The organism is Brevibacterium atlanticum (assembly GCF_011617245.1).
GTDB classification, from domain to species: domain Bacteria; phylum Actinomycetota; class Actinomycetes; order Actinomycetales; family Brevibacteriaceae; genus Brevibacterium; species Brevibacterium atlanticum.
Genome location: NZ_CP050152.1, coordinates 3,662,210 through 3,685,948, shown reverse-complemented (window position 1 = coordinate 3,685,948; position 23,739 = coordinate 3,662,210). Strand labels below are relative to the sequence as shown.

Genomic DNA, 23,739 nt, shown 5'->3' with positions numbered 1-23,739 from the left:
ACCTGACGGCGGCCTAGCAACCTCGCGCGAGGTTGCTAGGCCGCCGTCAGGTAGCAATTGAGGGGGTCCGCTAGGGCTTGTGGAGGCCGGGGAGAGCCGCTGCCGCGGTGCGGATGTGCTCCTCCGTCAATCGGGCCGCGCGCTCGCCGTCACCGGCGACGATCGCCTCGGCGATGCCTCGGTGCTGGGACTGGAGGCGGCCCATCAGCGTCGTCGGATCGTCGACCTGGTGGAACGAGGCGAAGATCGTCGTCCGCAGGGAGGTGCGGATTGCTCCCGTGAGGTCGGAGAAGAGCTGGTTTCCCGCGGCCTGGGCGATGGCGACGTGGAAGGCCGTGTCGGCGTCGTTGAAGACTTCGAGGCTGACCCCGGGGGTGTCCATGATCGCCAGCTGCGCGTTGATGACGGCCAGGGCATCCTCGTCGGCGCGGGTCGCGGCGAGCACGGCGCTCGACTGCTCGAGCTGGACGCGGGTCTCGATGACGTCGCTGAGGCTGAAGTTCGTCAGTGCCACGTGAAGGCGGAGGAAGCGGGTGAGTGCGGCGGTGGGCATCGCGGCGATGAAGGTTCCGGCTCCGCGTCCCGACCCGCCGCTCGAACGGACGACGCCGAGGCTCTCGAGGACGCGGAGGGCCTCGCGGACGCTTGCGCGACTGACTCCGAGTTTCGAGGCGAGGTCACGTTCGGCCGGCAGCAGGTCTCCCACACCCAGCTCACCGGCGATGATGCGCTCCTCAATCGCATCGATGACGAGCTCATAGGTCGACGACCTGCTCACAGGCTTCCACTCGGCATCGGCCATCACTCGCCCCGCCTCTCCATGTCGGTCCTTCTGCTCACGTGATTCTCCCACTCCTCGGACCAGGTCCCACAGGCCCGGTCCCACAGGCCCGGTCCCACAGGCCACGTCCCACGGGCCCACTCCCCGGGCCGCCTCGGTGCAGCCCATCGGATTTCGCGCGAATGCTTGACGCAGATCACACTCGGCCCTACCATCACATTAATGGTCTGACCTCATAAAGACCATCCCGGAACCGTTCGATCGTCCGCGACCGACGCGCATTCGCTGAGGAATCGCGCCGCCGTGAGCGAACACGAGCCTCGATGGAGACATCATGTACACACCCGACCTCGCCCCGATCGCCGACAGTCTGCTGTGGTCGTCGCTGCTGGCACTGCTGCCGCTGCTGACGATCTTCATCGCTCTCGGCGTCCTCAAATGGAAGGCCTATCTGGCCGGAATCGCCTCGGTCGTCGTGGCGCTCGCCGTCGCGATCTTCGCCTACGGGATGCCCGCGGGCCTGGCCGGGCTCTCGGCCACCCAAGGTTTCGCCTTCGGCCTGTTCCCGATCATGTGGATCGTCGTCAACGCGATCTGGATCTACGAACTCACTGTCCGCTCCGGACGGTTCGAGGACCTCCGCCTCGTCATCAACGTCATCTCGAGCGACCCCCGGGTGCAGGCGATCCTCGTCGCCTTCTGCTTCGGCGGCCTGCTCGAGGCGCTCGCCGGATTCGGTGCTCCCGTCGCGATCACCGGTGTCATGCTCGTCGCCGTCGGCTTCACCGCGATGCGCGCGGCCGTCGTGGTCCTCGTCGCCAACACGGCTCCTGTGGCATTCGGCGCGATCGCGACGCCGATCATCACCGCTGGTACCCTGACCGGCATCGACTACCAGGACATCGGCGCGATGGTCGGACACCAGACCCCGCTGCTCGCCGCCATCGTTCCGCTCTTCCTCGTCTTCCTCGTCGACGGCAAGCGCGGGCTGAAGCAGATGTGGCCCCTGGCGCTCGTCATCGGCATCGTCTTCGCTGCCGCGCAGTGGGTGTCGTCGAACCTGCTCTCGGTCGAGCTCACCGATATCGTCTCCTCACTCGCCGGACTCGCCGCCGCCGTCATCATGCTCCGCTTCTGGAAGCCGGTGGGAGGTCAGGACGCACTGGACAAGATGGCGATCGAACGTGAACACGAGGACACCGACACCCCCGATGCCGGCTCCGCCGCCGATGCCCTCAAGACCGCTGAGGGAACGAAGACACAGCCGCTGACCGGTTCTCGGGTGTTCTTCGCGCTCTTCCCGTACCTGCTCATCGTCGTCATCTTCTCGGTCTGCAAGCTCGTCCCGGCGATCAACGACTGGCTCGCCAGCACGGATGTCAAGATCCCCTGGCCGGGCCTCGACGGCAATCTGCTCACCGCCTCCGGCGAACCCTCGACGAGCACGGTCTACAACTTCCAGTGGCTGTCCTCGCCAGGCACGCTGCTGCTCATCTCCGGGCTCATCATCGCCGTGACCTTCGGCATTACGGTCAAGGACGGGTGGAAGACCTACGTCGACAACCTCGTGAAGATGCGCTTCGCGATCCTCACTGTCGGTTTCGTCCTCGGACTCGCCTATGTCATGAACTTCTCCGGACAGACGATCACGATCGGTACCTGGATCGCCGGGGCCGGTGCGCTCTTCGCCTTCCTCTCACCCATCCTCGGATGGTTGGGCACTGCCGTGACCGGTTCGGACACGAGCGCGAACGCGCTCTTCGCCACCCTCCAGCAGACCGCGGCCGAGAACGCCGGAATCGATCCGCTGCTGCTCGTCGGCGCGAACAGCTCGGGAGGTGTGGTCGGCAAGATGGTCAGCCCGCAGAACCTCACGATCGCCGCGACCGCCGTCGGCCTGCTCGGTCAGGAGTCTGCGATCTTCCGCCGGGTCATCTGGTGGTCACTGGGCATGCTCGTGCTCATGTGCCTCCTCGTAGGCCTCCAGTCCACGGTGCTGTCCTGGATGATTCCGGCCTGATCCGCACCTGACTTCCCCGGGTGCCGGACACGCCGCCGCACCCACCCCACCTGCCAGTACCCATTCCAACCCAAGACTGAGGAGCGATGTACATGGTCAAGAGACAGATCCCGCAGCCGGCTGAGATCTTCGACCTCATGAAGTTCAAGAAGTTCGAACTCGACCCGAAGAAGCGCCGCCTGGAGAACGCACTGACGATCGATGACCTGCGCAGGATCGCCAAACGGCGGACCCCGGCTGCGGCCTTCGACTACACCGACGGTGCGGCCGAGGGTGAGATCTCGATGGAACGCTCGGTCCAGTCCTTCCGCGACATCGAGTTCCATCCATCGATCCTCAAGGACGTCACGAACGTCGACACCTCCACCCAGATCATGGGCGGCAGCTCGGCGATGCCCTTCGGCATCGCGCCGACCGGTTTCACTCGTCTGATGCAGACCGAAGGCGAGACGGCCGGTGCCGGTGCCGCCGGTGCTGCGGGCATCCCCTTCACTCTCTCGACTCTGGGCACGACCTCGATCGAGGACGTGAAGAAGGCGAACCCGCACGGCCGCAACTGGTTCCAGCTCTACGTCATGAAGCAGCGCGACATCTCCTACGCGCTGGTCGAACGCGCGAAGAACGCCGGCTTCGACACCCTGTTCTTCACCGTCGACGCGCCCGTGGCCGGTGCCCGCCTGCGGGACACCCGCAACGGCTTCTCGATCCCGCCGCAGCTGACCCCGCAGACGATCCTCAACGCGATCCCGCGTCCCTGGTGGTGGTGGGACTTCCTGACCACCCCGAAGCTCGAGTTCGCCTCCCTGTCGGAGACCGGCGGCACCGTGGGCGAACTCCTCGACTCGGCGATGGACCCCTCGATCGACTTCGACGACCTCGCGGAGATCCGTGCCATGTGGGACGGCAAGTTCTCCGTCAAGGGCGTGCAGACGCTCGAGGACGCGAAGAAGCTCGCCGACCTCGGCGTCGATTCGATCGTCCTGTCCAACCACGGCGGGCGTCAGCTCGACCGGGCGCCCGTGCCCTTCGAACTCCTCCCCGAGGTGGCTCGTGAGATCGGCAAGGACGTGGAGATCATCATCGACACAGGTATCCGCAACGGCGCCGATATCGTCGCCTCACTCGCACTCGGCGCCGACTTCACCCTCATCGGCCGTGCCTACCTCTTCGGCCTCATGGCCGGCGGTCGCGCCGGTGTCGACCGGACGATCGCGATCCTCGGCGAGCAGGTCGAGCGCACCATGCGCCTGTTGCAGGTCGCCGACGTCTCCGAACTCAATCCCGGACACGTGACCCAGCTGCGCCAGTTCAACCGTGAGGAGCGGGCCGAGATCATCGGCTCTCGTCCCGCCGCGAAGTGATCGACAACCGATGATCGTCAAGCGATGATCGCCGAGGCGGCTCCCGACTCCGAATGACAGCGCCGTCGGTCCCGTCGGCGGTTCGATCGTACGAAGGGCCCTGTCCACGGACAGGGCCCTTCGTACGATCGAAGCAGCTGCACTCAGCGCATCACTCTGTCTGAATTCGTCCTCGATGCGGTCGAGGGCGTTCGTCGCCGAGCGGGAAGTCCGATGGCTGAAGGGTGTCATGGTGCTCTCTTGTGTATTCGTGCCAGCGGGTGAAAGCAGGGTGTTCGGTGAAAACGACCCTCGGTGAGGGTGGCTTAACTTCTGAGCATTTCATGAGGTTAGACTTCCCTTATGGCGATTTCTCTGCCTCGGAGCGCGGCGACGTTCGCTGCAACGACCTTGACCATTGCTCTCCTCGCGAGCGGATGTGCCGCCGACGGCGATAAGGGAGGAGGCGGTGAATCAGGAAACAAGGACGTCGCGACCGGCGGTGAGGCCTTCGGCACCGCGGACGAGGAGACTGCGAAGCTCGGCACCGATGCCGAGGCAGGGGAGTTCCCGCGCACGATCAAGCATGCGAATGGAACGACGGAGATCGAGGCAAAGCCCGAGCGCGTCGTCGTTCTCGATACCGGTGAACTCGACGACGTCCTCGCTCTGGGCATCAAGCCCGTAGGCATGGTGACCACAGAAGGGGCGAACCCGGTGCCGAGCTACCTCGAAGACAAGGTCGACGGTGTCGAGACCGTCGGAACGATCAACGAACTCGATCTCGAGAAGATCGCCTCACTCGAACCCGATCTCATCCTCGGCAGCCAGCTGCGTGCCGACAAGCTCTACGATGAGCTCGACTCGATCGCTCCGACGGTGTTCTCGATTCGCCCCGGCTTCCCCTGGAAGGAGAACTTCCGCCTCGTCGGCGACGCCCTGGGGATGGAGAGCGATGCCACGGCCGACCTCGAAGAGTACGCCGAGAAAGCGAAGACGCTGAAGAAATCCGTCGACGGAGACCCGACGATCTCGCTCGTGCGGTTCATGCCGGACAAGCTTCGCCTCTATGCGAATCAGTCGCTCATCGGCGTCATCCTCGGTGACGCCGGGTTCAAGAGACCGAAGAAGCAGGACATCGATGAGCTGGCGGTCGAGATCTCGCCGGAGAACCTCGATCAGGCCGGCGGAGACTATATCTTCTACACGAGCTACGGCGATCCCGATGCGACCGGCGAGGACAAGGCCCTTGAGTCGAGTCAGTGGAAGGGACTCGGTGCGGCGGAGAACGACAGGGCGATCCGCGTCGAGGACGATGTGTGGTTCCTCGGGCTCGGGCCCACCGGCGCCGGACTCATCCTCGACGACCTCGACGAGTATCTGACTGAGTAGTTCGAGCCATCAGAAGAATCGTAGGTTCTTCCGCCGCCTCAGTGGTGAGTGTGTCGGTGGGGGACGCACTCCCTGGTCAGGAGGAAACATTCCGTTAACATCGGCAGTGTAACCTGGCTGAAAGCGATCCCTCAGACCGCTTTTGACAATGACAGTTCGAGGTTCGGACAGCCGTTGGAACCTCCCGGATAAGCAGTACAGCACGCAGAAGTTCCGCACCATTGCCATGTTTCGGCTGCAGCGCCGCGGTCGGCCCTCCAGATCTACGGACCGAGACCGAGGACACTCCGATGTCACCATCACGCCCTTTCAGCTCCGAAATATCGCCCGCAGAGGCCGACACCTCCCCGAACCTCTTTCGCCGGCTCTTTCCCCACGCTCGGGCGGATTTCTCTGCCTCCATCGTCGTCTTCCTTGTAGCCGTGCCATTGTCTCTTGGTATTGCAGTGGCTTCGGGAGCGCCCATCACCGCCGGGCTGATCGCCGCGGCCGTCGGCGCGATCGTCGCCGGATCGCTGGGAGGCTCGCGGCTGCAGGTCTCTGGTCCCGCAGCGGGCCTGACCGTGATCGTCGCCGAAATGGTCGCACAGTATGGATGGCGGGTCACTACCCTCATCACGCTCGGTGCTGGGATCATCCAGATCATCTTCGGCCTTACCCGTCTCTCCCGATTCGCCCAGGCCATCCCGCCCGTCGTCGTCCACGGCATGCTGGCGGGCATCGGCCTCACTATTGCCCTCAGCCAGCTCAACGTCATGCTCGGCGGCGAGGCCGAGACGGGGGCGGTGGATTCGGTCACCGCACTGCCCGCTGCGATCGCGGCAATCTCCTGGCCTGCCGTCATCCTCGGTGGCACGGTCATCGCCGTCATGGTGTTGTGGCCGCGAGTGCCTGCAAAGCTCAGAGTTCTTCCGGCCGCGCTCGTGGCGATCATCGCGGCGACGCTGCTCTCCATAGCCTTCGCCGATGTGGTCCGAGTGCAACTGGGCGGTTCGCTCCTCGGCTCCCTCTCGCTGCCCGAGCTGCCTGACTCGGGACTGTGGGGCGGTGTGCTCTTCGGCATGCTGACCGTCGCGCTCATCGCCAGTGTCGAGTCATTGCTTTCGGCCGTCGCGATCGAGCGGATGAGGCCGGGGACCGAGACGAACACCGACCGCGAACTCATCGGTCAGGGAACGGCAAACGTTGTCTCCGGTTTCATCGGCGGACTGCCGATCACCGGTGTCATCGTGCGCTCGGCAACGAACGTCAAGGCCGGCGCGCAGACGCGTGCCTCGGGCATCCTCCATGGTGTGTGGATCCTGCTGTTCTCGATCGTGCTCGTCGGCGTCATCGAACTCATCCCCATGGCCGCGTTGGCCGGGCTGCTGATCATGATGGGCATCGGTCTCGTGAAGATAGCCGACATGCGTACGGCATACACGCATGGTGAGCTGGCGGTGTATGTGGTCACCGTCATCTGTGTCTCCGTGCTCAACCTCCTCGAGGGCGTGCTGTGCGGCCTTCTGCTGGCCGCCGTGCTGCTGCTGGTGCGAGGCGTGCGATCGCGGACGAAGTTGGCGACGAACGCAGATGGCAGCCGCCGACTGACGATCGAGGGTGCATTGAGCTTCTTGGCAGTACCGCGCCTGTCGAAGACCCTTGCCTCCATCCCTCCGGGATGCGATGTCACGGTGGTGCTCTCAACTGACTATCTTGACCACACCGCCTTCGAGCACCTGCATGCCTGGAAATCGAAGCAGGAGGCTTCGGCGGCGGAAGTGACGATCATCGAGTCCGGGGAGTCGAACGTCGGCGCCCCGCCAGGGCCGACCTACCACACGTGGAGTGAATGGCAGCGAACCGAGCACAGTACGATGCCACGTCGAACCAGGCTGCTGCGGGGAGTGGCCGCATATCACGAGAACGTCCGGGAGGTCATGCGCCCGACGATGTCGAGCCTGGCCGGCCGACAGGAACCGAGTGCCATGCTCATCACCTGCGCGGATTCTCGGGTGGTACCCCATATGATCACCCACAGCGGTCCGGGCGACGTGTTTACGGTGCAGAATGTCGGAAACCTCGCCACCGACCCGGGCGCCTCGGCGGCGATCGAGTTCGCGACATCGCAATTGGAGGTGCCGCTGATTGCCGTCTGCGGACACTCCGGCTGTGGAGCGATGGCAGGGCTGCTGTCAGGGGTGCCTGATTCGTCTGGATCCCTTGGGCAATGGCTGCGGACTGCTGATCCCGCACTCGAGGCGCTGCGTGCCGGCCACCCGGTCGCCGAGGCGTCTCTGGAGCAGGGCTTCTCCGAAGCGGACCAGTTGGCGATGGTGAATGTGGCGCTGCAGGTCGCGAGACTTCGTGCGAGGCTGCCCGAGACCGAGGTGCTTGGGCTGTTCTACGACATCGCCAGTGCACAGATCCTCGTCCTCGATGACGACGAGGAGACGTTCAGCCCCACGGGCGATTATGACCTCGCCTCGACGACCTCGACGAGGACCTGACGAAGTACGCAAAGAGGTTGCTCGTGGACACGGGTCAGGCTGCAACCCAGTCCATATGGTCGATCCAGTGCTCGATCAGTGCCCGATCGCCGTCGACGACGAGCGAGCGCGCCGAGGCGAGCGGGCGGCGTCTGCTGATGACGAGCATCAGTTCGACGGCCGGCCCCTCGACGGTCACGTCAGCACCTGGACCGGCGGACTCTGCGGTCGCGCCTGGACCGTGTGCGAGCACGATACGGTCCTCCTCTCGGCGGGCGATCCAGTCGCCGTCGGTATCGCTCGCGCGGAACCGGAAGGTCTGTCCGGTACCGCTCATCGCCTCGGCGAAACCGGCGACGTTCTCCCAGTATCCGCGGGACGTCATCGTGTCGAGCCAATCGTGCCAGAGCGCGGAGTCGCTCGGCGCCGGAGAGTAGGCTTCGAAGGCACTGCTCGGATCAGTGAGCCTCTCGCCGACGAGGACGGCCACCATGAGCTGTGTCGCGCCGATATGGTCGACGAGGTCGCCGAGATTCCACTCCGGGCATGTCGGTACGGGCGTGGTCGGATCGTTGTCGGCGGCCCACTGTGCGAGGGTGTTCGTCTGCCCGACGACAGCGTTGAGATAGGCGGGTGTGTCCATCATTGCACCTCCCGGTGACTGCACTGTCACCTGAGGCCACATGCTAGATCGGCTTCAGGCCCCGCACAAGACGTCTCACTGCTTGACCATCGACCTCGTGCCGAACCGTTGGCGGTAGCCGGTCGGAGTCAACCCGGTCTCACGCTGAATGAGCCTCCGGAGGGTGGTCGAATCGTCATAACCGACCGAGCGCGCAATGGATTCGAATGTCTCGCCGGTCGTCGCCAGTGCGTGATTGGCGCGCTCGACGCGAAGTCGTTGGATATAGCGCGTGATCGTCATCCCTGTTGCAGATCGGAATCGACGTTGGAGTGTTCTCGGATGAATCGACGTCGCCGCCGCCAAGCGGTCCAAAGTCAGCGCCGAGGCGAGCTCCCGGTCGATGACGCCTTGCGCGATACGCACTGCGTCATCGTGATGGGTCGTTGTCGGCAGCTGAGCCATATATGGCAGCTGCTCGGTCCGCGGAGCATCGGCAAGCATGAAACGCGAGGTACGGAGCATGACACTCGGCCCGAACAGAGATTCGACGAGCGACAGCGCAAAATCCAACCACGCCATGATCCCGGCCGCAGTGATGACGTCGCCTCCATCGATGACCATACGACTCGCATCAAGGCGCACAGCAGGGAATCGACGTGAGAACTCCTCGGCAAAAGCCCAGTGCGTCGTGGCGGCGCGATGATCGAGCAGTCCCGTCTCAGCGAGGACGAACACTCCCGCACACAGGGCGCAGAGGACGGCCCCATGCTCTCGCTGCTCCAGCGCCCAGTTTCGCAGGGCATGTGCCTTGTCCATCTGTGCCGGCGGGATCAGACTGGGCGGAAAGACGACGTGGGTGGGGCTGTTGGCGGTTCCGGGGTGAGAATCGTACGTGCATGTCACCTCGTCGTCGGCCCATTCCCAGTGGCTCACTCTCACCTGCTTGTGATCGCGACCGAGCGTCTCCAGCTGTTCGTTCGCGACGCGGAAGACGTCCGTGAGTCCGTAGACCGCCGCCAGCTGGCACTCGTTGTATCGGACGAGTGCGATCTCCGGCAACGAAGTGTCGCCATTGCCCTGGTTCGTGTCGTTTGCGACCATGGCATCATCATAGCCCCCTTCATAGCCTGGAGGGACAGGTCGGCTCTCCGCTTTCCGCCGACTTCATAGCAAGAGATCACCACATTAAGGAGCATGATTTCTCATGACCGAGGTCCCGCAGCCCATCACCCCGTACCTCGAGCCCGAAGCAAAGGAACTCGCCGAGGCGACCGCACCGCATCCGCGCATCTACGAGGTTCCGCCTGAGGACGGTCGCAAGATCCTGCTCGACCTGCAGAGCGGCGAAGGTGTGGAACGCCCTGACGTCGACGAGGAATGGGTCGACATCGACGCCGGCGAATGGGGCTCCGTCAAGACGCGCATCATCCGCCCACAGGGTGCGACCGGAGACCTGCCGGTCCTCTTCTACATCCATGGTGCCGGCTGGGTCTTCGGCGATGACAAGACGCATGACCGCCTGTTCCGTGAACTCACTGTCGGGGCGAATGCCGTCGGTGTCTTCCCTGTCTATGACCGAGCCCCGGAGAAGAAGTACCCGACCCAGGTCGAACAGAACTACGCCGTCGGTCAGTGGGTCGCCGCGCACGGTGCCGAACACGGCATGGACACCTCGCGCATCGCCGTCACCGGCGAATCCGTTGGAGGCGACATGTCGGCGGTCTTCACACAGATGAACAAGGATCGTGGAGGGCTCGAACTCAAAGCGCAGGCACTTCTCTACCCGGTAACGAATGCTGACTTCGACACGCCCTCCTACATCCAGTTCGCCGACGACTACTACCTCACCCGCGACGGAATGAAGTGGTTCTGGGATGCCTACACCACCGACGAATCGCAGCGACAAGACAAGTACGCGTCGCCGTTGCAGACACCTCTCGACGAACTCAAGGGGCTGCCGGAAACCCTGGTCATCACAGATGAAGCCGACGTCCTCCGAGACGAGGGGGAACAGTATGCGAACAAGCTGCGCGAGGCTGGTGTTTCCGTGACCTCACTGCGTGTGGCCGGCATGGTGCACGACTTCCTCCTCCTGGACAGCCTTCGTGACACCAAGGCCGCCAACGTGGCCCGCACCGTGGCGATCGACTTCCTCCACAACGCCCTTCACGAGGAAAGCGGGCCATTCGCGAAGTGAAGCGTTGCTGTGAACGTGCCTCCGGGCGCGCATTGACGAAAGTCAGTGCGCGCCCGGATGTGTTTCCTCGGGGAAATAGTCTGCCGGTCCGTCGCATCGCCGAGCTTCGACCCGAGAGAAGCCGCTACCGTGACTCAGTTCGAAGCCCACGGGTTCCACTCATCGGTTCTTGACATCGAAGTGCCCACGACGATGGTCGAACCGGCTGGCTATTTCAGCCAAGTGGTCTCGAAGCGTGGGCTTGAGTGGATGTGGACGGCTTCGTACCCGCCTTCGTGGGTGACGAACTTGTGGGGGGTCTCGGCCGGAACGATGAGGATCTGACCGGCATGGGCATCGATATCGTCATCGCCCACTGTAAACGTCGCGCCGCCTCGGCGGATGACGAAAGTCTCCGCGTATGGGTGGAGGTGGAGCCGAGGACCCCGGCCCGCCTCGGTGGTGGATTCGAAAATGAGGGAGATTCCGGGGCTCCCGGGGACCTCGCTGTAGTTTTCGGTCCAGTCCTCGCCGTCTCCGCGCCCATCGGCGCGATCTAGTATGTGGAAATTCATGGTTGCTCCTCAGCATGTAGGTGTTCGTGGTATGGATCGCGCTGGCGATGACTGTCGCCGATAGCGTGGCTTGACGACGCCGCGGGCAACCGCGGTCAGGAACGCGAGAGCGTCCCACAGGCTGCCGAGGATGAGCGACGTGCCGCTCGGATCGCCGGGGTGGAGGGCGGGTCGGATGGTTATGGCACCGACAGTGATGACCGAGAGGATGAGTGCGAGCTTGACGATCACCCAGGCGTGTCTGACGACTCCCCACCGAGGGTCGGGTCGACGACGAGGAAGCCGGCCGAATCCCCGAACTGAGGAACTCTTATCTGCCTGGTACTGGTGAGCCCGGTGCTCCTGCGATGAAGCTGTGTTGGATTCCTGCGATCCGCCATGCGTGGTCGATGCGCACCAGGTGGAACGTGGTTCGAGTGGTTGGCAGCGGATTGCCCCGGGCGGAGCCCCGTGTGTTCACGCGGGCAACGGCGATCGCTGAGGCGGAATACTCGCGGATGCTGACTTCGTCGAGCGAGAGCTCTTCGTAGTCGAGCTGCCCGTCTGTGAGGCGCTGTATCCAGGCCTCCTTCGGCAGTTGGAAGCCGACTGGCCCGATGCCGAGGAAGTCGTGAGTCAGTAGGCTGCTCGTCGTCGCTGCGTCACAGAGGCGTTCCGCGTCTGCCCATGCAGCGAGTGTGTCGTTGACTGTGTTCATGATCTCCCCTTCAATGTGTTCTTACGTTGCCGACTGCGCGGGAGGAGGAAGCCTGCGGCCACAATCCAGGCGAGCGCGGTGAATCGTCCGATCGGCACGAGTGCCTGGAATGGTTCGAGGGCCATGGTGAGGATGCTGAGTTCGCATATGGCGGCGATCACCAGACCGGCCCAGGCGAGGGGGAGAGGCAGCAGTCGCAGGATCAGGCCCGGGACGGCGATCCCGGCGACGAGGAGACCGAGGCCGAGCAGGTGAGCGAAGCCACCCGTCCCGAAGGCGAGAAAGCCCAGCGCACGGGTCAGCTCAGGGTGTGCGGCGACGGCATCATTGCCGGCGGTCCAGGTCAGCAGGGCAGAGATCGCAAGCAGCACAGAGGCGCTGGTTCCGCCGAAGAACGCGATCGACGGGCCCGGCACACGTACGCCGAGTCGTTGCAGACGTGCGTACATGGTTGCGGCATAGATGCCCAGGGGGACGGACGCCCCCAACTGAAACAGTGCCGTCAGCCGTGACGCAAGCCCGTGTCGGGCGAAGAAGTCCGGAGAATCGTCTGCGAACGGAGAGGAGATAAAGCTGCCGTGGCTGAGGGCGATCATCAGTACAAGGCTCGTCGCGAAGAGAACGAGGCAGACAGTCCCGACGATTCCAGGATGGGGCCCGTTTGGTCGATGGCGCTTCGCATGGGATTGATCGGCTTGGGGTGCCACGTATTCATTCATGCCATAGATCATACATGGTGTGAATGATTTATCAAGAGGTCTATTATGGATGCATGACGACAGCGCCGCAGCCACACCATCGAATCGCCTTCCTCCTCTCTCAGCTCGGGTCCGACGCTGCGAGCGGTTTTGAGCGGGCATTGCAGGCATTGGATATCACTGCTTCTGACGCGGGCCTGCTCCGCTTGATCGGGCGTGATCCGGGGGTCAGTCAACGTGCTCTCAGTGCGCAGGTCGGGGTGGGGCCGAGTCGGATCGTTGCAGTGCTGGATCGGCTTGAGGGGCGTGGCCTCATCGAGCGGCGCCGAAGCCGCGCTGACAGACGAATCCACGAGGTCGTTCTGACCGAGGAGGGCGAGCGGGTTCTTGGGAATATCCGTCCGCTTGCCGAGGCGCATGAGAGTGCGTTCACAGAATGCCTCGACGTCGAAGAAGTCGAACTTCTGCAGAATCTTCTTGCGCGGATCGCCGACTTTCGAGGGCTCTCGCTCGACGTACATGCGGGCACCTCGACGAGTTGACTGAGATTCCCGGCGGTCTGATCTGCGAAGTCGATGGGATTGCTTGCAGGGTATTGCATCTCCTGAGCTCGGCTGTACGATCGTACTGTGCAGTCGTACAGATATGGAAAGGGTGCAGAGTGATGAGTAAGCATGTTGCGGCGCTCCTCGTCGGTGCGATCATGGTCATCGGCGGGCTTGTGATGTATTTCGTTTTCCACGACGTCGAGACCCCAGTCGTTGGTCTGCGGCAGGCTGGTTTCGTGATTGCGGTGCTGGGGGTTGCGGAGTTGGCGGCGACCGTGTGGTCGATGATCGCGTCGAGGGACTGATGTCGTCTACCCGCATTGTCGATGGAGTTGTCAGTGTTCTTGCCGACCGCGGGGCAGGTGCCCTCAGCGTCCGCAGTGTGGCTGCGGCCGCCGGGGTGTCGCCGGCGCAGGTGCAGTACTACTACAGGACGAAGGGCGAGCTGATCCGGGCAGGTTTCAACCACGCCGGCGAACAGTTCGTCGCGGACATCAGAGCTGCTGACCCCACGACATTGCGTGACATCGTGGAGCAATGGTTGCCATTGGATAGTCCGCGGGAGCGGCGTGCTCGAGTCTGGCTCGCGTACGCCGCTCTGTCTGCCGTCGATGCTGAATTGGCAGCCGAGTCGGCGAGGCTCGACGAAGAGCTTCGCCGTTGGCTCGCGGGGAGGGGTCTTTCGGTGCACACGGCGTCGCAGCTGTTCGCGCTGATCGATGGCGTGACTGTTCAGTGCCTCGTGCTGCCGATGCCAGAACGCCGAGCCCTGATCGACCGCGTCATCAGTCCATTCATTGCGGAGCTCGGAGGCGGCGTCGCAGCTGGAGAACAGCTCTGATCTGTCGAGGAGTCCCCCTCAGGGTGGGTAATAAGCGGCAGCCGATGATTCGAAGTCGCCTGACCAGAGTCGGCCCCGCCCCGGGGAGACTTCCGTGGAGCGTCTGACGGCACCTCAGGCGAGAGCCTGGAGGTGGCGTAGGGTCCCACGGAACTTGTCAGCTGTGCACCGCGCTGATCTGCGGAATGACGGGCAGGATTCGAAACCGGCACGGCATTCGAATGCGGCATCCGAAGTCCAACTGCTGTCGGCAGCCGGGGGACTGTGCGATAACACTGGCGCGACGATTCGAAAAGGAGACGTTGGTACATGCGGGTTGAAACGGAACACTGAAATGAACAACGACATCGAGGACCAAGCTAGGCAGAAGACACCACGTAAGCGAACTCTGACAGTTCTGGGAAGCAGCGCCGCCTATCCGACGCCGACTCACTCCTGCAGTGGCTTCCTCATTGATTGGGATGGGTATCGGATTGTCCTCGACCTGGGCTATGGAACGCTTCCTCGGCTGCTGGCGCACCTTCCTGAAGCTCGTGTCGATGCGGTAGTGATCAGTCACGAACACCCCGACCATTTCATCGATCTCCACGGGCTGTTCCGTATCCGCCGCTACGGATCACGCCCCTCGACACGGCTTCCGGTGTACTGTCCCCGTGGGGTAGTTGACCGATTGCGCGGTCTCGAGCCAGAAGTTGATATGGGGGACGAGTTCGACTTTCACGAGATCCCTGCCGACCATCGACTGGGACCCTTCCAGCTGAGCTGCATCGAGCTGCCGCATTTCGTCCCCAATGTGGGAATCCGCCTTTCAGCTGCCGACATCGTCATTGCCTACACGGGTGATACCGGACCCGACCCCAATCTTGCGAAGCTGGGGGCAGATGCGGATCTGTTTATCGTTGATGCCACCGACCGACCCGGAGAGTTCGTAGCCGGCCAGCGCAATCTTCTGAGTGCCTCCGAAGCCGGCAGGTGGGCCACGCGAGCTGGAGCAAAACGACTCATGCTCACCCATTTCTGGCCCGGCAACGACCGGCAGGCAGCAGCAGGAGAAGCCAGGGCATCATTCTGCGGAGAGATCCTCGTTGCCACCGAGGACCTTGAAATCCCACTCAACTCTGGGAGGGGTCGAGACTAGTCGAACGCTACTCCAGCGGGTCCGAAGGATTGGCGGGAGCAGTCGATCGGCCTATCGGGAGGGCAGAGAGGCGACGAGGGCGTCAAGGAGAGCGACGTCTGTGCGGCCAGAGCGTGGTGAAGGCATTCGTGAGGGCGAGCCGTCATCGGGCAATTGCCAGCGGACACGTCCTGGCTCAAGAGCATCGACTGCTTGATACCAAGTCCGCAGATCATCGCCTAAGTGCGCGTGGAGTTCAAACGAGCGCCGGGCTCTTGTGGAGTCGGCGAGACGCTGTGCTCGCAGCACCTCCAGCGGCGGGTTTGACACCAGTACCAGGTCAGCGAAATCAAGCGTACCGGCTGAGAAAGTCTGACGGACTGCGGCCAGCTCATGGCGGAACCGCGCCCATGGTGAGGCCCCGATCCGGCTCAGGCACCAACTGTAGTGCAGCCTGAGGGGGCGCTGTCACAGATTGCCAGGCCCTCACTGGCCTCCAGGGCATCTGCCTGCCCCCAGCGGCTGCTATTGACGTGAGTCCAATAGCCTGCCTGAGCGGGCAAATCTGTGCCGTCCGGTTCGACTCCCGTAGGAGCGTATTCCTCGACAACTTCCAACTCGTGCTGGCGACACCAGGTCGTCTTTCCAGCTGCGCTTGGTCCCTCAACCGCGATGATCACACTGACATTCTCCACCACTTATCGAGTATTCGATATTCGTATCGAGATGACGAGGCCTCTCGCAACGACTTCCAGGACATCGTCGATGATGACCGATCCTCATGACTCGTTCGATCTGATGGGTGCCGGTGCCCGATAAACTCGCGGCATGGTCTCTTACGATTTCGACTCGGCGTCTCTCCAGTACGCAGGTGGGCGAGCCGAGCGATTCATCTCCGGCCTCTCACTCATTTCGGCCCCATTGCTGTGGACTGCCGGCCTGTTCCTCCAATGGTTAGCCCGAGCCAGAGCCGGCCTGACGCTAAGCGAACTCGGCGATCTCGACGCGGCAACATTCGCAGCACCGATGCTGCTCGAAGTCCATGCACGCCAGCCGGCACTGTCCACTGCGGGGTCGACTCTGCTGCTCCTGGGAATCCTGCTGCTGGTACCTGCTGCCTTCGCACTGTCACGCCAGGCCGCAGCTCAGGCACCATGGTCCGCGACGCTGGGATGCGTCCTGCTGACAGCCGGACTCATGGCACGAATGTTCTACCTTGGGGTGGATGCGACGGCTTTCAACGTCGTAGAGCGGTTAGGGGCAGAGGCAGCCTCATCACTGATTCTCGACGGCTACGGGGAACTGGCTTACGCATTCTGGCGAGTACCCGTCATCGCCTCCGCTGGGACGATCATTGGGTCACTGTTGCTGGCATTCGCGCTGTTCCGATCCGAGCGGTGGGGGCTGTTGAGGTGCTTGTTCATCCTTCCAGCAGGGTGGCTCGGCATGGGAGTGCTGAAAGAGCATGAGCCCGGGTTCGGAGGGCTTGCCCTCACCGTCGCCCTTCTCCCTTGCGGCTTCACTCTTCTGCGGGGGCGTGTGCCGCGCCCGCGTTGCCTTCTGCCCAAGGGGTTGGGCCGGTGGCGCAGCCTAGTCAGCTGGTGAGCCGACCCTGTCCATTAACAACCTCGTTGCCTGCGACCACCGTCCTCACACCGACATGAAATTGAGAACTCCGACATGGTTCCGGCACGAAACTGAGATTCCGCCATGAATCTTGGGAACCTACAACCGGGCTCGCCGGAAAAACTTCCCGTACCCGGAATAATCTCTCCCTCATCAAAGTTGAGTCTGGTGTACGCAACTTTGATGAGGCCGATTTGACCGTCGGAACCTCGAAGAGAATACTTGAGTCCGGTTGACTCAATGTGTGCGGTCGAGTGGTTCCGCCATTCGCCCCGCGGCAGGCACTGCCGTGGACGTTCGACCGGCGGCGCCGCCCGATCGCTCACATTCGAGTCGAAGGAACTCACGAACAAAGGAGAGAACACTATGGCACGTGCAGTTGGAATCGACCTCGGAACCACGAACTCCGTCGTCGCAGTCCTCGAGGGCGGCGAGCCGAAGGTCATCGCGAACGCCGAAGGCGGTCGCACGACCCCGTCCGTCGTCGCAGTCAACAAGAACGGCGACTCGCTCGTCGGCGAGATCGCCAAGCGCCAGGCCGTCACGAACATCAAGAACACCGTTTCCTCGGTCAAGCGCCACATGGGCACCGACTGGTCCACCGAGATCGGCGGCAAGTCGATGACGGCTCCCGAGGTCTCGGCCCGCATCCTCCAGAAGCTCAAGCACGACGCCGAGGAGTACCTGCAGGAGAAGGTCACCGACGCGGTGATCACTGTTCCTGCCTACTTCAACGACGCCGAGCGTCAGGCCACGAAGGACGCCGGTGAGATCGCCGGACTCAACGTCTCGCGCATCATCAACGAGCCGACCGCCGCTGCTCTGGCCTACGGCCTCGAGCGCGGCAAGGAAGACGAGCTCATCCTCGTCTTCGACCTCGGTGGCGGAACGTTCGACGTCTCGCTGCTCGAAGTCGGCAAGGACGAAGACGACTTCTCCACCATTCAGGTCCGCGCGACCTCCGGTGACAACCGCCTCGGCGGTGACGACTGGGATCAGCGGATCGTCGACTGGCTGGTCGAGCAGGTCAAGAACAACTACGGCGTCGACCTGACCAAGGACGCCACCGCTCTGCAGCGCCTCAAGGAAGCCGCTGAGCAGGCCAAGAAGGAACTGTCCTCCGCCACCAGCACGAACATCTCGCTGCAGTACCTGTCGATGAGCGAGAACGGACCCATCCACCTGGATGAGACCCTCACCCGGGCGAAGTTCGAGGACCTGACCAAGGACCTCCTCGAGCGCACCAAGGCTCCGTTCCACGCAGTCATGAAGGACGCCGGCGTGTCCGTCAAGGACATCGACCACGTCGTCCTCGTCGGCGGATCGACCCGTATGCCCGGTGTCACCCAGGTCGTCACCGAACTCACCGGAGGCAAGGAGCCCAACAAGGGCGTCAACCCCGATGAGGTCGTCGCGATCGGCGCCGCCGTCCAGGCCGGTGTCCTCGTGGGTGAACGCAAGGACGTCCTCCTCATCGACGTCACCCCGCTCTCGCTCGGACTCGAGACCAAGGGCGGCGTGATGACCAAGCTCATCGAGCGCAACACCCCGATCCCGACCAAGCGCTCGGAGACCTTCACCACCGCTGAGGACAACCAGCCCTCCGTGTCGATCCAGGTCTTCCAGGGTGAGCGCGAGTTCACGCGCGACAACAAGAACCTCGGCACCTTCGAGCTGACCGGCATCGCGCCGGCTCCGCGCGGTGTGCCGCAGATCGAGGTCGCCTTCGACATCGATGCCAACGGCATCGTCCACGTGTCGGCCACAGACAAGGGCACCGGCACCGAGCAGTCGATGACCATCACCGGCGGTTCCGCACTGCCGAAGGAGGACATCGAGCGCATGGTCCGTGAGGCCGAGGAGCACGCAGAAGAGGACAAGAAGCGCCGTGAGGCCGCCGACGTCCGCAACAACGCGGAGAACCTCGCCTACCAGACCGAGAAGCTGCTGACCGACAACGACGACAAGCTGCCCGAAGAGATCAAGACTGAACTCCAGGGCGACGTCGACGCCGTCAAGGGAGCCCTCAAGGGTGAAGACGACGACGCTGTGAAGGACGCCTACGACAAGCTCGTGGCCAACCAGCAGAAGATCGGCGAAGCCATCTACAGCCAGCAGGGTGGTGCCGAAGGCGCCGCTGCCGGTGAGGGCGAAGCCGATGCCGCTTCCGGTGCCGACGACGATGTCGTCGATGCCGAGGTCGTCGACGATGAGGATGAGGAGAAGAAGTAATGACTGCCGAGGGCAACGACAAGTCGTCCGAGGAGCCAGGCTTCACCTTCAGTGACAAGCGCCGGGTCGACCCGAACACCGGTGAGGTCCGTCCCGAGGCCGACGCCCAGTCGGCCTCGGCCGAGGCCGGCGATGAGCAGGCCACGGACCCGAATGCCGCTCAGACGGCAGAGGGATCCGCTGCCGACGCCAGCGACCTCGGAGTCGACATCCCCGCCGATGCCTCGAGCCTCGAGGACGCCGAGGCGGCCCCCGAGCCCGAACCGGGTTCGGAAGCCGCCGCGCACCTCGCGGACCTCAAGCGGATCAACGCCGAGTACGCCGCCTACCGGATGCGCGCCGATCGCGAACGCGAACGCGCAGCCGTCGGCGGCACGATCAAGGTCGTCGAGGCCCTGATCCCCGTGCTCGACGAGGTCAAGCTCGCACGCGAGAACGGCGACGTCTCCGGTCCCTTCGAGACCCACGTCAACAAGCTGATCGACTCGCTCAACAAGGTCGGCGTCGAACAGTACGGTGAGGTCGGCGACGAGTTCGACCCGAACCTCCACGAGGCGCTCATGCAGCAGCCCTCCGACGAAGTCGAGGAGCCGACGGTCTTCCTCGTCATGCAGCCGGGCTACCGCATCGGCGACCGCATCATCCGTGCGGCCCGGGTCGGCGTCCAGCAGCCGGAGGACTGAACGAACACCTTCGCCGAGGCGGCTGCTCGCCCCGACCGACAGTGAACTGTCGTACGGGGCCGGGGGCCACCTCGGCGGCGGTCCGGATCTTCGGGGTCATACCCCGGGGATGCGGATTGTGAGGAGACAAGTGAATAGATCGATGAGTGCAATGATTGGAAGGAAAGGAGGTGCCAGGTGAATACCGGACCTCAGAATGATTGGTTCGATAAGGACTTCTACAAGACCCTCGGCGTCTCCAAGGATGCTTCCGATGCCGAAATCAAGAAGGCCTATCGCAAACTCGCGCGCAAGTATCACCCGGACGCCAACCCCGGAGATGAGAAGGCCGAGGAGAAGTTCAAGGAGATCGGACAGGCACATCAGGTGCTCTCCGACAAGGAATCCCGCGCCCAGTACGACCAGGTCCGCGCCATGGGCGGAGGTGCCCGATTCAGCGCCGGCGCCGGAGGACCCGGCGGAGCGGGCGGCGGCGGATTCGACGACGTGTTCTCCGACCTCTTCGGAGGCGGCGGACGCACCCGGACCCGCACGACCTACGGCGGCGGGGGAGACGTTCCCCCGGACCTCGCCGACCTGCTGGGCGGCTTCGGCGGAGGCTACGGCGGCGGATTCGGCGGCGGCTACTCGCCGCCGGTCAAGGGCGGCGACATCAAGTCGAGCACCACGCTGTCGTTCACCGAGGCGATCAACGGAGCCTCGGTGAAGCTGAACATGCCCGGCGGGAAGCCGCTGACCGTGCGCACCCCCATCGGAGTCAAGGATGGACAGAAGATCCGCCTGGCCGGCAAGGGCAAGGCCAGCCCCAACGGCGGCGAGGCCGGCGACGTGATCCTCACCGTGCATGTGAAGCCGCACCCGGTCTTCTCCCGCGACGGTGACAACCTGCGGATGGAGCTGCCGGTGACCTTCGACGAGGCGACCCTGGGCGCCGAGGTCAAGGTCCCGACCCTGGGCGGAATGCCCGTCAAGGTCAAGATCGCACCGGGCACCCCGTCAGGGCGGACCCTGCGGGTGCGCGGCAAGGGCGTGAAGACGAAGAAGGGCACCGGCGATCTGCTGGCCGAGGTCGAGATCGTGGCGCCGAAGAACCTGTCGAAGGAAGCCAAGGCTGCGGTGGAGGCGTTCCAGGCGGCCACCGAGGACGACGATCCGCGCGACGGCCTGCTGGAGACGGCCAAGGCCAGTTGAGGTGGTGATGAACGATGCATATTTCGTCGACGGCGGCGGTGTATGTGATCTCGGTGGCGGCGGATCTCGCGGGAATGCACCCGCAGACTCTGCGACAGTATGACCGGCTCGGCCTCGTCATCCCCGAACGTACGGCGGGGCGTGGCCGGCGGTACTCCGGGCAGGACATCGCCAAGCTGCGGATGATCCAGCAGCTGTCCCAGGACGAGGGGGTCAACCTCGTCGGGATCAAGAAGATCATCGACCTGCAGAACCAGGTCGATGCCCTCCAGCACCGCAATGAGGAGCTCGAGGACGAGATCCGGACGCAGCAGGCGGCGAAGGAACGCGATGCGCGCGTCTTCGCCGCAGGCACCGCCGGGGACGTCGTATCGATCGCCCGTGGCAGGCGTCCGCAGGGGCGCCCCGAACCCGGCGCGCTGGTGCTGTACAACAGATTCCGGCGGCGGTAGTCCGTCGCCGGCAGTGACCGGGAAATGACGACAGGAAGAGCGCGAACCCGAACGCGGGTTCGCGCTCTTCTGCGTCTGCGCTGATGGGCGACTCCGCGGGCAGAGTCCCCTGCCGACATCTGCCCGAAACAGAACCGACATGTGCGGAAACAATCGACTGCAAAGATTGGTCCTTGACCACGGTCGACGCACACGTCAGGAACCCACAATGACACTGTCTCCGAGCAGGACGGCACTTCCCGAGCCGCGAAACGAAGCACAGCTTGCGGCATCAGAGAGCCTCGAGGACTACACACTCCGCTTCGCCCCCAGGTCGTACCGGAAGTGGGCGCCCGGAGTCGTCGCGACGAGTGCGCTGGGCGGCATCGCCTACCTCGCCGACTTCTCGATCGGTGCGAACATCGGCATCGCCCACGGCACGACGAACGGCATCCTCGGCATCCTCGTGGCAGCCATCATCATCTTCCTCACCGGATGGCCACTGGCGTTCTACGCCGCCCGCTACAACCTCGACCTCGACCTCATCACCCGCGGTTCGGGCTTCGGGTACTACGGGTCCGTCATCACGAACGTCATCTTCGCGACGTTCACCTTCATCTTCTTCGCCCTCGAAGGCTCGATCATGGCGCAGGGGCTCTACCTCGGTCTCGGCGTGCCCCGCCCGATCGGGTACCTCGTGTCCACCGTGCTCATCTTCCCGCTCGTCATCTACGGCATGAAGGTCCTCGCCAAACTGCAGGTCTCGACGACCCCGCTGTGGCTGCTGCTCATGGTCATCCCCGTCGGCTACCTCATCGCCTGGCAGCCGGACTCGGTCGCGGACTTCTTCGCCTACACGGGTGAAGAAGGCGAAGGCGCGAACTTCGCCTCGGTCATGCTCGCCGCCGGTGTCTGCCTCTCACTCATCGCCCAGATCGCCGAGCAGATCGACTATCTGCGGTTCATGCCCCCGCGTACCCCGGAGAACCGTCGCAGCTGGTGGGCGGCCGTCATCCTCGCCGGCCCCGGCTGGGTGATCTTCGGGGCGACGAAGCAGATCATCGGCATGTTCCTCGCGGTCTACCTCATCGCCAACGTTCCCGGCGCCGTGAGCTTCGCGAACGAACCCGTCCAGCAGTTCCTCGCCACCTACCAGCAGATGATGCCGCAATGGCTCGCCCTGCTGCTGGCCGTGGTGCTCGTCGTCATCTCCCAGGTGAAGATCAACGTCACCAACGCCTACTCGGGATCACTGGCATGGACGAACTCGTACACGCGGATCACGAAGCGCTACCCGGGCCGGATCACCTTCCTCGTCGTCAATCTGCTCATCGCCCTGGCGCTGATGGAGCTGAACATGTTCGACTTCCTCAACGCGATCCTCAGCTTCTACGCGAACCTCGCGATGTCATGGATCTGCGTCGTCGCAGCCGACATCGCCATCAACAAATACCTGCTGAAGCTCTCCCCGAAGGTCCCCGAGTTCCGACGCGGCATGCTCTACGACTGGAACCCGGTCGGGATCGTCTCCCTGGTGCTCGCAGGCGGAGTCTCCATCGCCATCTACTTCGGGGCGTTCGGGGCGACGGTCCAACCGTTCTCACCTCTCTTCGCCGTCGGCATCGCCATCGTCGCGACCCCGCTCATGGCGATCATCACCCGCGGCAGGTACTACCTGCGACGCAGCGATGACGGGATCGAGCTGCCGATGTTCGACGAGCACGGCAACCCTTCGGGGGAGACCCTGCGCTGCCATGTCACGGACCTGGAGTTCGAACGTCCCGACATGATCGCCTCGGCGAAGACGGGGGAGAACGGGGAGCGACTCTACCTCAGCTCCCTCGCGCTCTCGACCGACCGCCTCGGCGAGCACGTGCTGCCCGCGGATCCTCCGCACGAGCACGTGGATGCCTCGCACGGCAGCCCGGCCTCCTCGCACGACCGCACGGCGGCCCCGCACGATCCCACGAAAGGCTGAGGGAACGCATGCACTTCACTCCGGCCGACACCGAGAAGCTCCTCCTGTCCGTAGCGGGAATGGTCGCCCGGGACCGACGGGAACGGGGAATCCGCCTGAACTATCCCGAGACGGTTGCGCTCCTGAGCACCTGGGCCATCGAACGCGCCAGGGACGGAGCGAGCGTCGAGGAGCTCATGACCACCGGGCGTGAGGTCCTCACCCGCGATGACGTCCTCGACGAGGTCGCCGACATGCTCAGCGACGTGCAGGTGGAGGCGACGTTCCCCGACGGGCGCAAGCTCGTGACCATCCACAACCCCATCGACTGAAGGACCCGA

Annotated in this window: 22 protein-coding genes; 16 read left to right on the top strand and 6 right to left on the bottom strand. The window is 63.9% G+C overall.

Going from position 1 to position 23,739, the window contains the following annotated elements:
• Window positions 1–70: 70 nt before the first annotated feature.
• A complete protein-coding gene (locus GUY23_RS16405) occupies window positions 71–853 on the bottom strand; it encodes a FadR/GntR family transcriptional regulator (protein WP_407647365.1) in 783 nt (260 codons plus the stop codon).
• Between the two features lie 262 nt (window positions 854–1,115).
• Between GUY23_RS16405 and GUY23_RS16400 the strand changes: the two genes are divergently transcribed.
• The 4 genes from GUY23_RS16400 to GUY23_RS16385 all read left to right on the top strand — a co-directional run bounded on the left by GUY23_RS16400 (window position 1,116) and on the right by GUY23_RS16385 (window position 8,022).
• The gene (locus GUY23_RS16400; RefSeq protein ID WP_166974317.1) at window positions 1,116–2,801 is read left to right on the top strand and encodes an L-lactate permease; all 1,686 of its coding nucleotides are present in this window, start codon (window positions 1,116–1,118) and stop codon (window positions 2,799–2,801) included.
• Window positions 2,802–2,893: 92 nt separating this feature from the next.
• Window positions 2,894–4,162: an alpha-hydroxy acid oxidase gene (locus GUY23_RS16395; RefSeq protein WP_166974314.1), complete on the top strand. Its 1,269-nt coding sequence runs from the start codon at window positions 2,894–2,896 to the stop codon at window positions 4,160–4,162.
• Between the two features lie 342 nt (window positions 4,163–4,504).
• Window positions 4,505–5,533, top strand: coding sequence for an ABC transporter substrate-binding protein (locus tag GUY23_RS16390; protein WP_166974311.1), 1,029 nt, complete (start codon window positions 4,505–4,507; stop codon window positions 5,531–5,533).
• 290 nt (window positions 5,534–5,823) lie between these two features.
• Window positions 5,824–8,022: a solute carrier family 23 protein gene (locus GUY23_RS16385; RefSeq protein ID WP_166974308.1), complete on the top strand. Its 2,199-nt coding sequence runs from the start codon at window positions 5,824–5,826 to the stop codon at window positions 8,020–8,022.
• Window positions 8,023–8,056: 34 nt separating this feature from the next.
• Here GUY23_RS16385 and GUY23_RS16380 read toward each other — a convergent pair whose 3' ends face one another.
• Both GUY23_RS16380 and GUY23_RS16375 read right to left on the bottom strand, forming a co-directional pair.
• Window positions 8,057–8,647 carry a maleylpyruvate isomerase N-terminal domain-containing protein gene (locus GUY23_RS16380; protein ID WP_166974305.1) on the bottom strand — a complete coding sequence of 197 codons (591 nt, stop codon included), beginning with the start codon at window positions 8,645–8,647 and terminating at the stop codon, window positions 8,057–8,059.
• A gap of 72 nt (window positions 8,648–8,719) precedes the next feature.
• Window positions 8,720–9,727 carry a GlxA family transcriptional regulator gene (locus GUY23_RS16375; protein WP_166974302.1) on the bottom strand — a complete coding sequence of 336 codons (1,008 nt, stop codon included), beginning with the start codon at window positions 9,725–9,727 and terminating at the stop codon, window positions 8,720–8,722.
• A gap of 103 nt (window positions 9,728–9,830) precedes the next feature.
• Between GUY23_RS16375 and GUY23_RS16370 the strand changes: the two genes are divergently transcribed.
• A complete protein-coding gene (locus GUY23_RS16370; RefSeq protein ID WP_166974299.1) occupies window positions 9,831–10,823 on the top strand; it encodes an alpha/beta hydrolase in 993 nt (330 codons plus the stop codon).
• Window positions 10,824–11,032: 209 nt separating this feature from the next.
• Here GUY23_RS16370 and GUY23_RS16365 read toward each other — a convergent pair whose 3' ends face one another.
• The 3 genes from GUY23_RS16365 to GUY23_RS18505 form a co-directional block, all read right to left on the bottom strand.
• On the bottom strand, window positions 11,033–11,377 hold the full coding sequence (locus tag GUY23_RS16365) for a cupin domain-containing protein (RefSeq protein WP_166974296.1): 345 nt from the start codon (window positions 11,375–11,377) through the stop codon (window positions 11,033–11,035).
• Between the two features lie 310 nt (window positions 11,378–11,687).
• Window positions 11,688–12,074, bottom strand: coding sequence for a nuclear transport factor 2 family protein (locus tag GUY23_RS16360; RefSeq protein WP_166974293.1), 387 nt, complete (start codon window positions 12,072–12,074; stop codon window positions 11,688–11,690).
• Window positions 12,071–12,805 carry a hypothetical protein gene (locus GUY23_RS18505; RefSeq protein ID WP_208085386.1) on the bottom strand — a complete coding sequence of 245 codons (735 nt, stop codon included), beginning with the start codon at window positions 12,803–12,805 and terminating at the stop codon, window positions 12,071–12,073. Before GUY23_RS18505 ends, GUY23_RS16360 begins: the two co-directional genes overlap by 4 nt.
• 11 nt (window positions 12,806–12,816) lie before the next feature.
• Between GUY23_RS18505 and GUY23_RS18965 the strand changes: the two genes are divergently transcribed.
• The 11 genes from GUY23_RS18965 to GUY23_RS16300 all read left to right on the top strand — a co-directional run bounded on the left by GUY23_RS18965 (window position 12,817) and on the right by GUY23_RS16300 (window position 23,730).
• Complete coding sequence (locus tag GUY23_RS18965) at window positions 12,817–13,314, top strand: MarR family winged helix-turn-helix transcriptional regulator (RefSeq protein ID WP_407647364.1); 498 nt, start codon at window positions 12,817–12,819, stop codon at window positions 13,312–13,314.
• Between the two features lie 122 nt (window positions 13,315–13,436).
• A complete protein-coding gene (locus GUY23_RS16345) occupies window positions 13,437–13,625 on the top strand; it encodes a DUF5708 family protein (protein WP_228282851.1) in 189 nt (62 codons plus the stop codon).
• Complete coding sequence (locus GUY23_RS16340) at window positions 13,598–14,161, top strand: TetR/AcrR family transcriptional regulator (protein WP_166974283.1); 564 nt, start codon at window positions 13,598–13,600, stop codon at window positions 14,159–14,161. Before GUY23_RS16345 ends, GUY23_RS16340 begins: the two co-directional genes overlap by 28 nt.
• 334 nt (window positions 14,162–14,495) lie before the next feature.
• Window positions 14,496–15,299 (top strand): MBL fold metallo-hydrolase, encoded by an 804-nt coding sequence (locus tag GUY23_RS16335; protein ID WP_166974280.1) that lies wholly within the window; start codon window positions 14,496–14,498, stop codon window positions 15,297–15,299.
• Window positions 15,300–16,106: 807 nt separating this feature from the next.
• Entirely contained in the window at window positions 16,107–16,883 is a 777-nt protein-coding gene (locus GUY23_RS16330; protein ID WP_166974277.1) for a hypothetical protein, read from the top strand.
• A 387-nt stretch (window positions 16,884–17,270) separates the two neighbouring features.
• Window positions 17,271–19,136 (top strand): molecular chaperone DnaK, encoded by a 1,866-nt coding sequence (dnaK, locus tag GUY23_RS16325; protein ID WP_166974274.1) that lies wholly within the window; start codon window positions 17,271–17,273, stop codon window positions 19,134–19,136.
• Window positions 19,136–19,819 (top strand): nucleotide exchange factor GrpE, encoded by a 684-nt coding sequence (grpE, locus tag GUY23_RS16320; RefSeq protein WP_166974272.1) that lies wholly within the window; start codon window positions 19,136–19,138, stop codon window positions 19,817–19,819. The genes dnaK and grpE overlap by 1 nt, the downstream gene beginning before the upstream one ends.
• Window positions 19,820–19,996: 177 nt before the next feature.
• Window positions 19,997–21,010, top strand: coding sequence for a DnaJ C-terminal domain-containing protein (locus tag GUY23_RS16315; protein WP_166974269.1), 1,014 nt, complete (start codon window positions 19,997–19,999; stop codon window positions 21,008–21,010).
• A 14-nt stretch (window positions 21,011–21,024) separates the two neighbouring features.
• Window positions 21,025–21,462 (top strand): heat shock protein transcriptional repressor HspR, encoded by a 438-nt coding sequence (locus tag GUY23_RS16310; RefSeq protein WP_166974266.1) that lies wholly within the window; start codon window positions 21,025–21,027, stop codon window positions 21,460–21,462.
• Window positions 21,463–21,670: 208 nt separating this feature from the next.
• Window positions 21,671–23,419, top strand: a complete 1,749-nt coding sequence (locus tag GUY23_RS16305; protein ID WP_228282473.1) for a purine-cytosine permease family protein — start codon at window positions 21,671–21,673, stop codon at window positions 23,417–23,419.
• Between the two features lie 8 nt (window positions 23,420–23,427).
• On the top strand, window positions 23,428–23,730 hold the full coding sequence (locus GUY23_RS16300) for an urease subunit gamma (protein WP_166974263.1): 303 nt from the start codon (window positions 23,428–23,430) through the stop codon (window positions 23,728–23,730).
• Window positions 23,731–23,739: the final 9 nt, after the last annotated feature.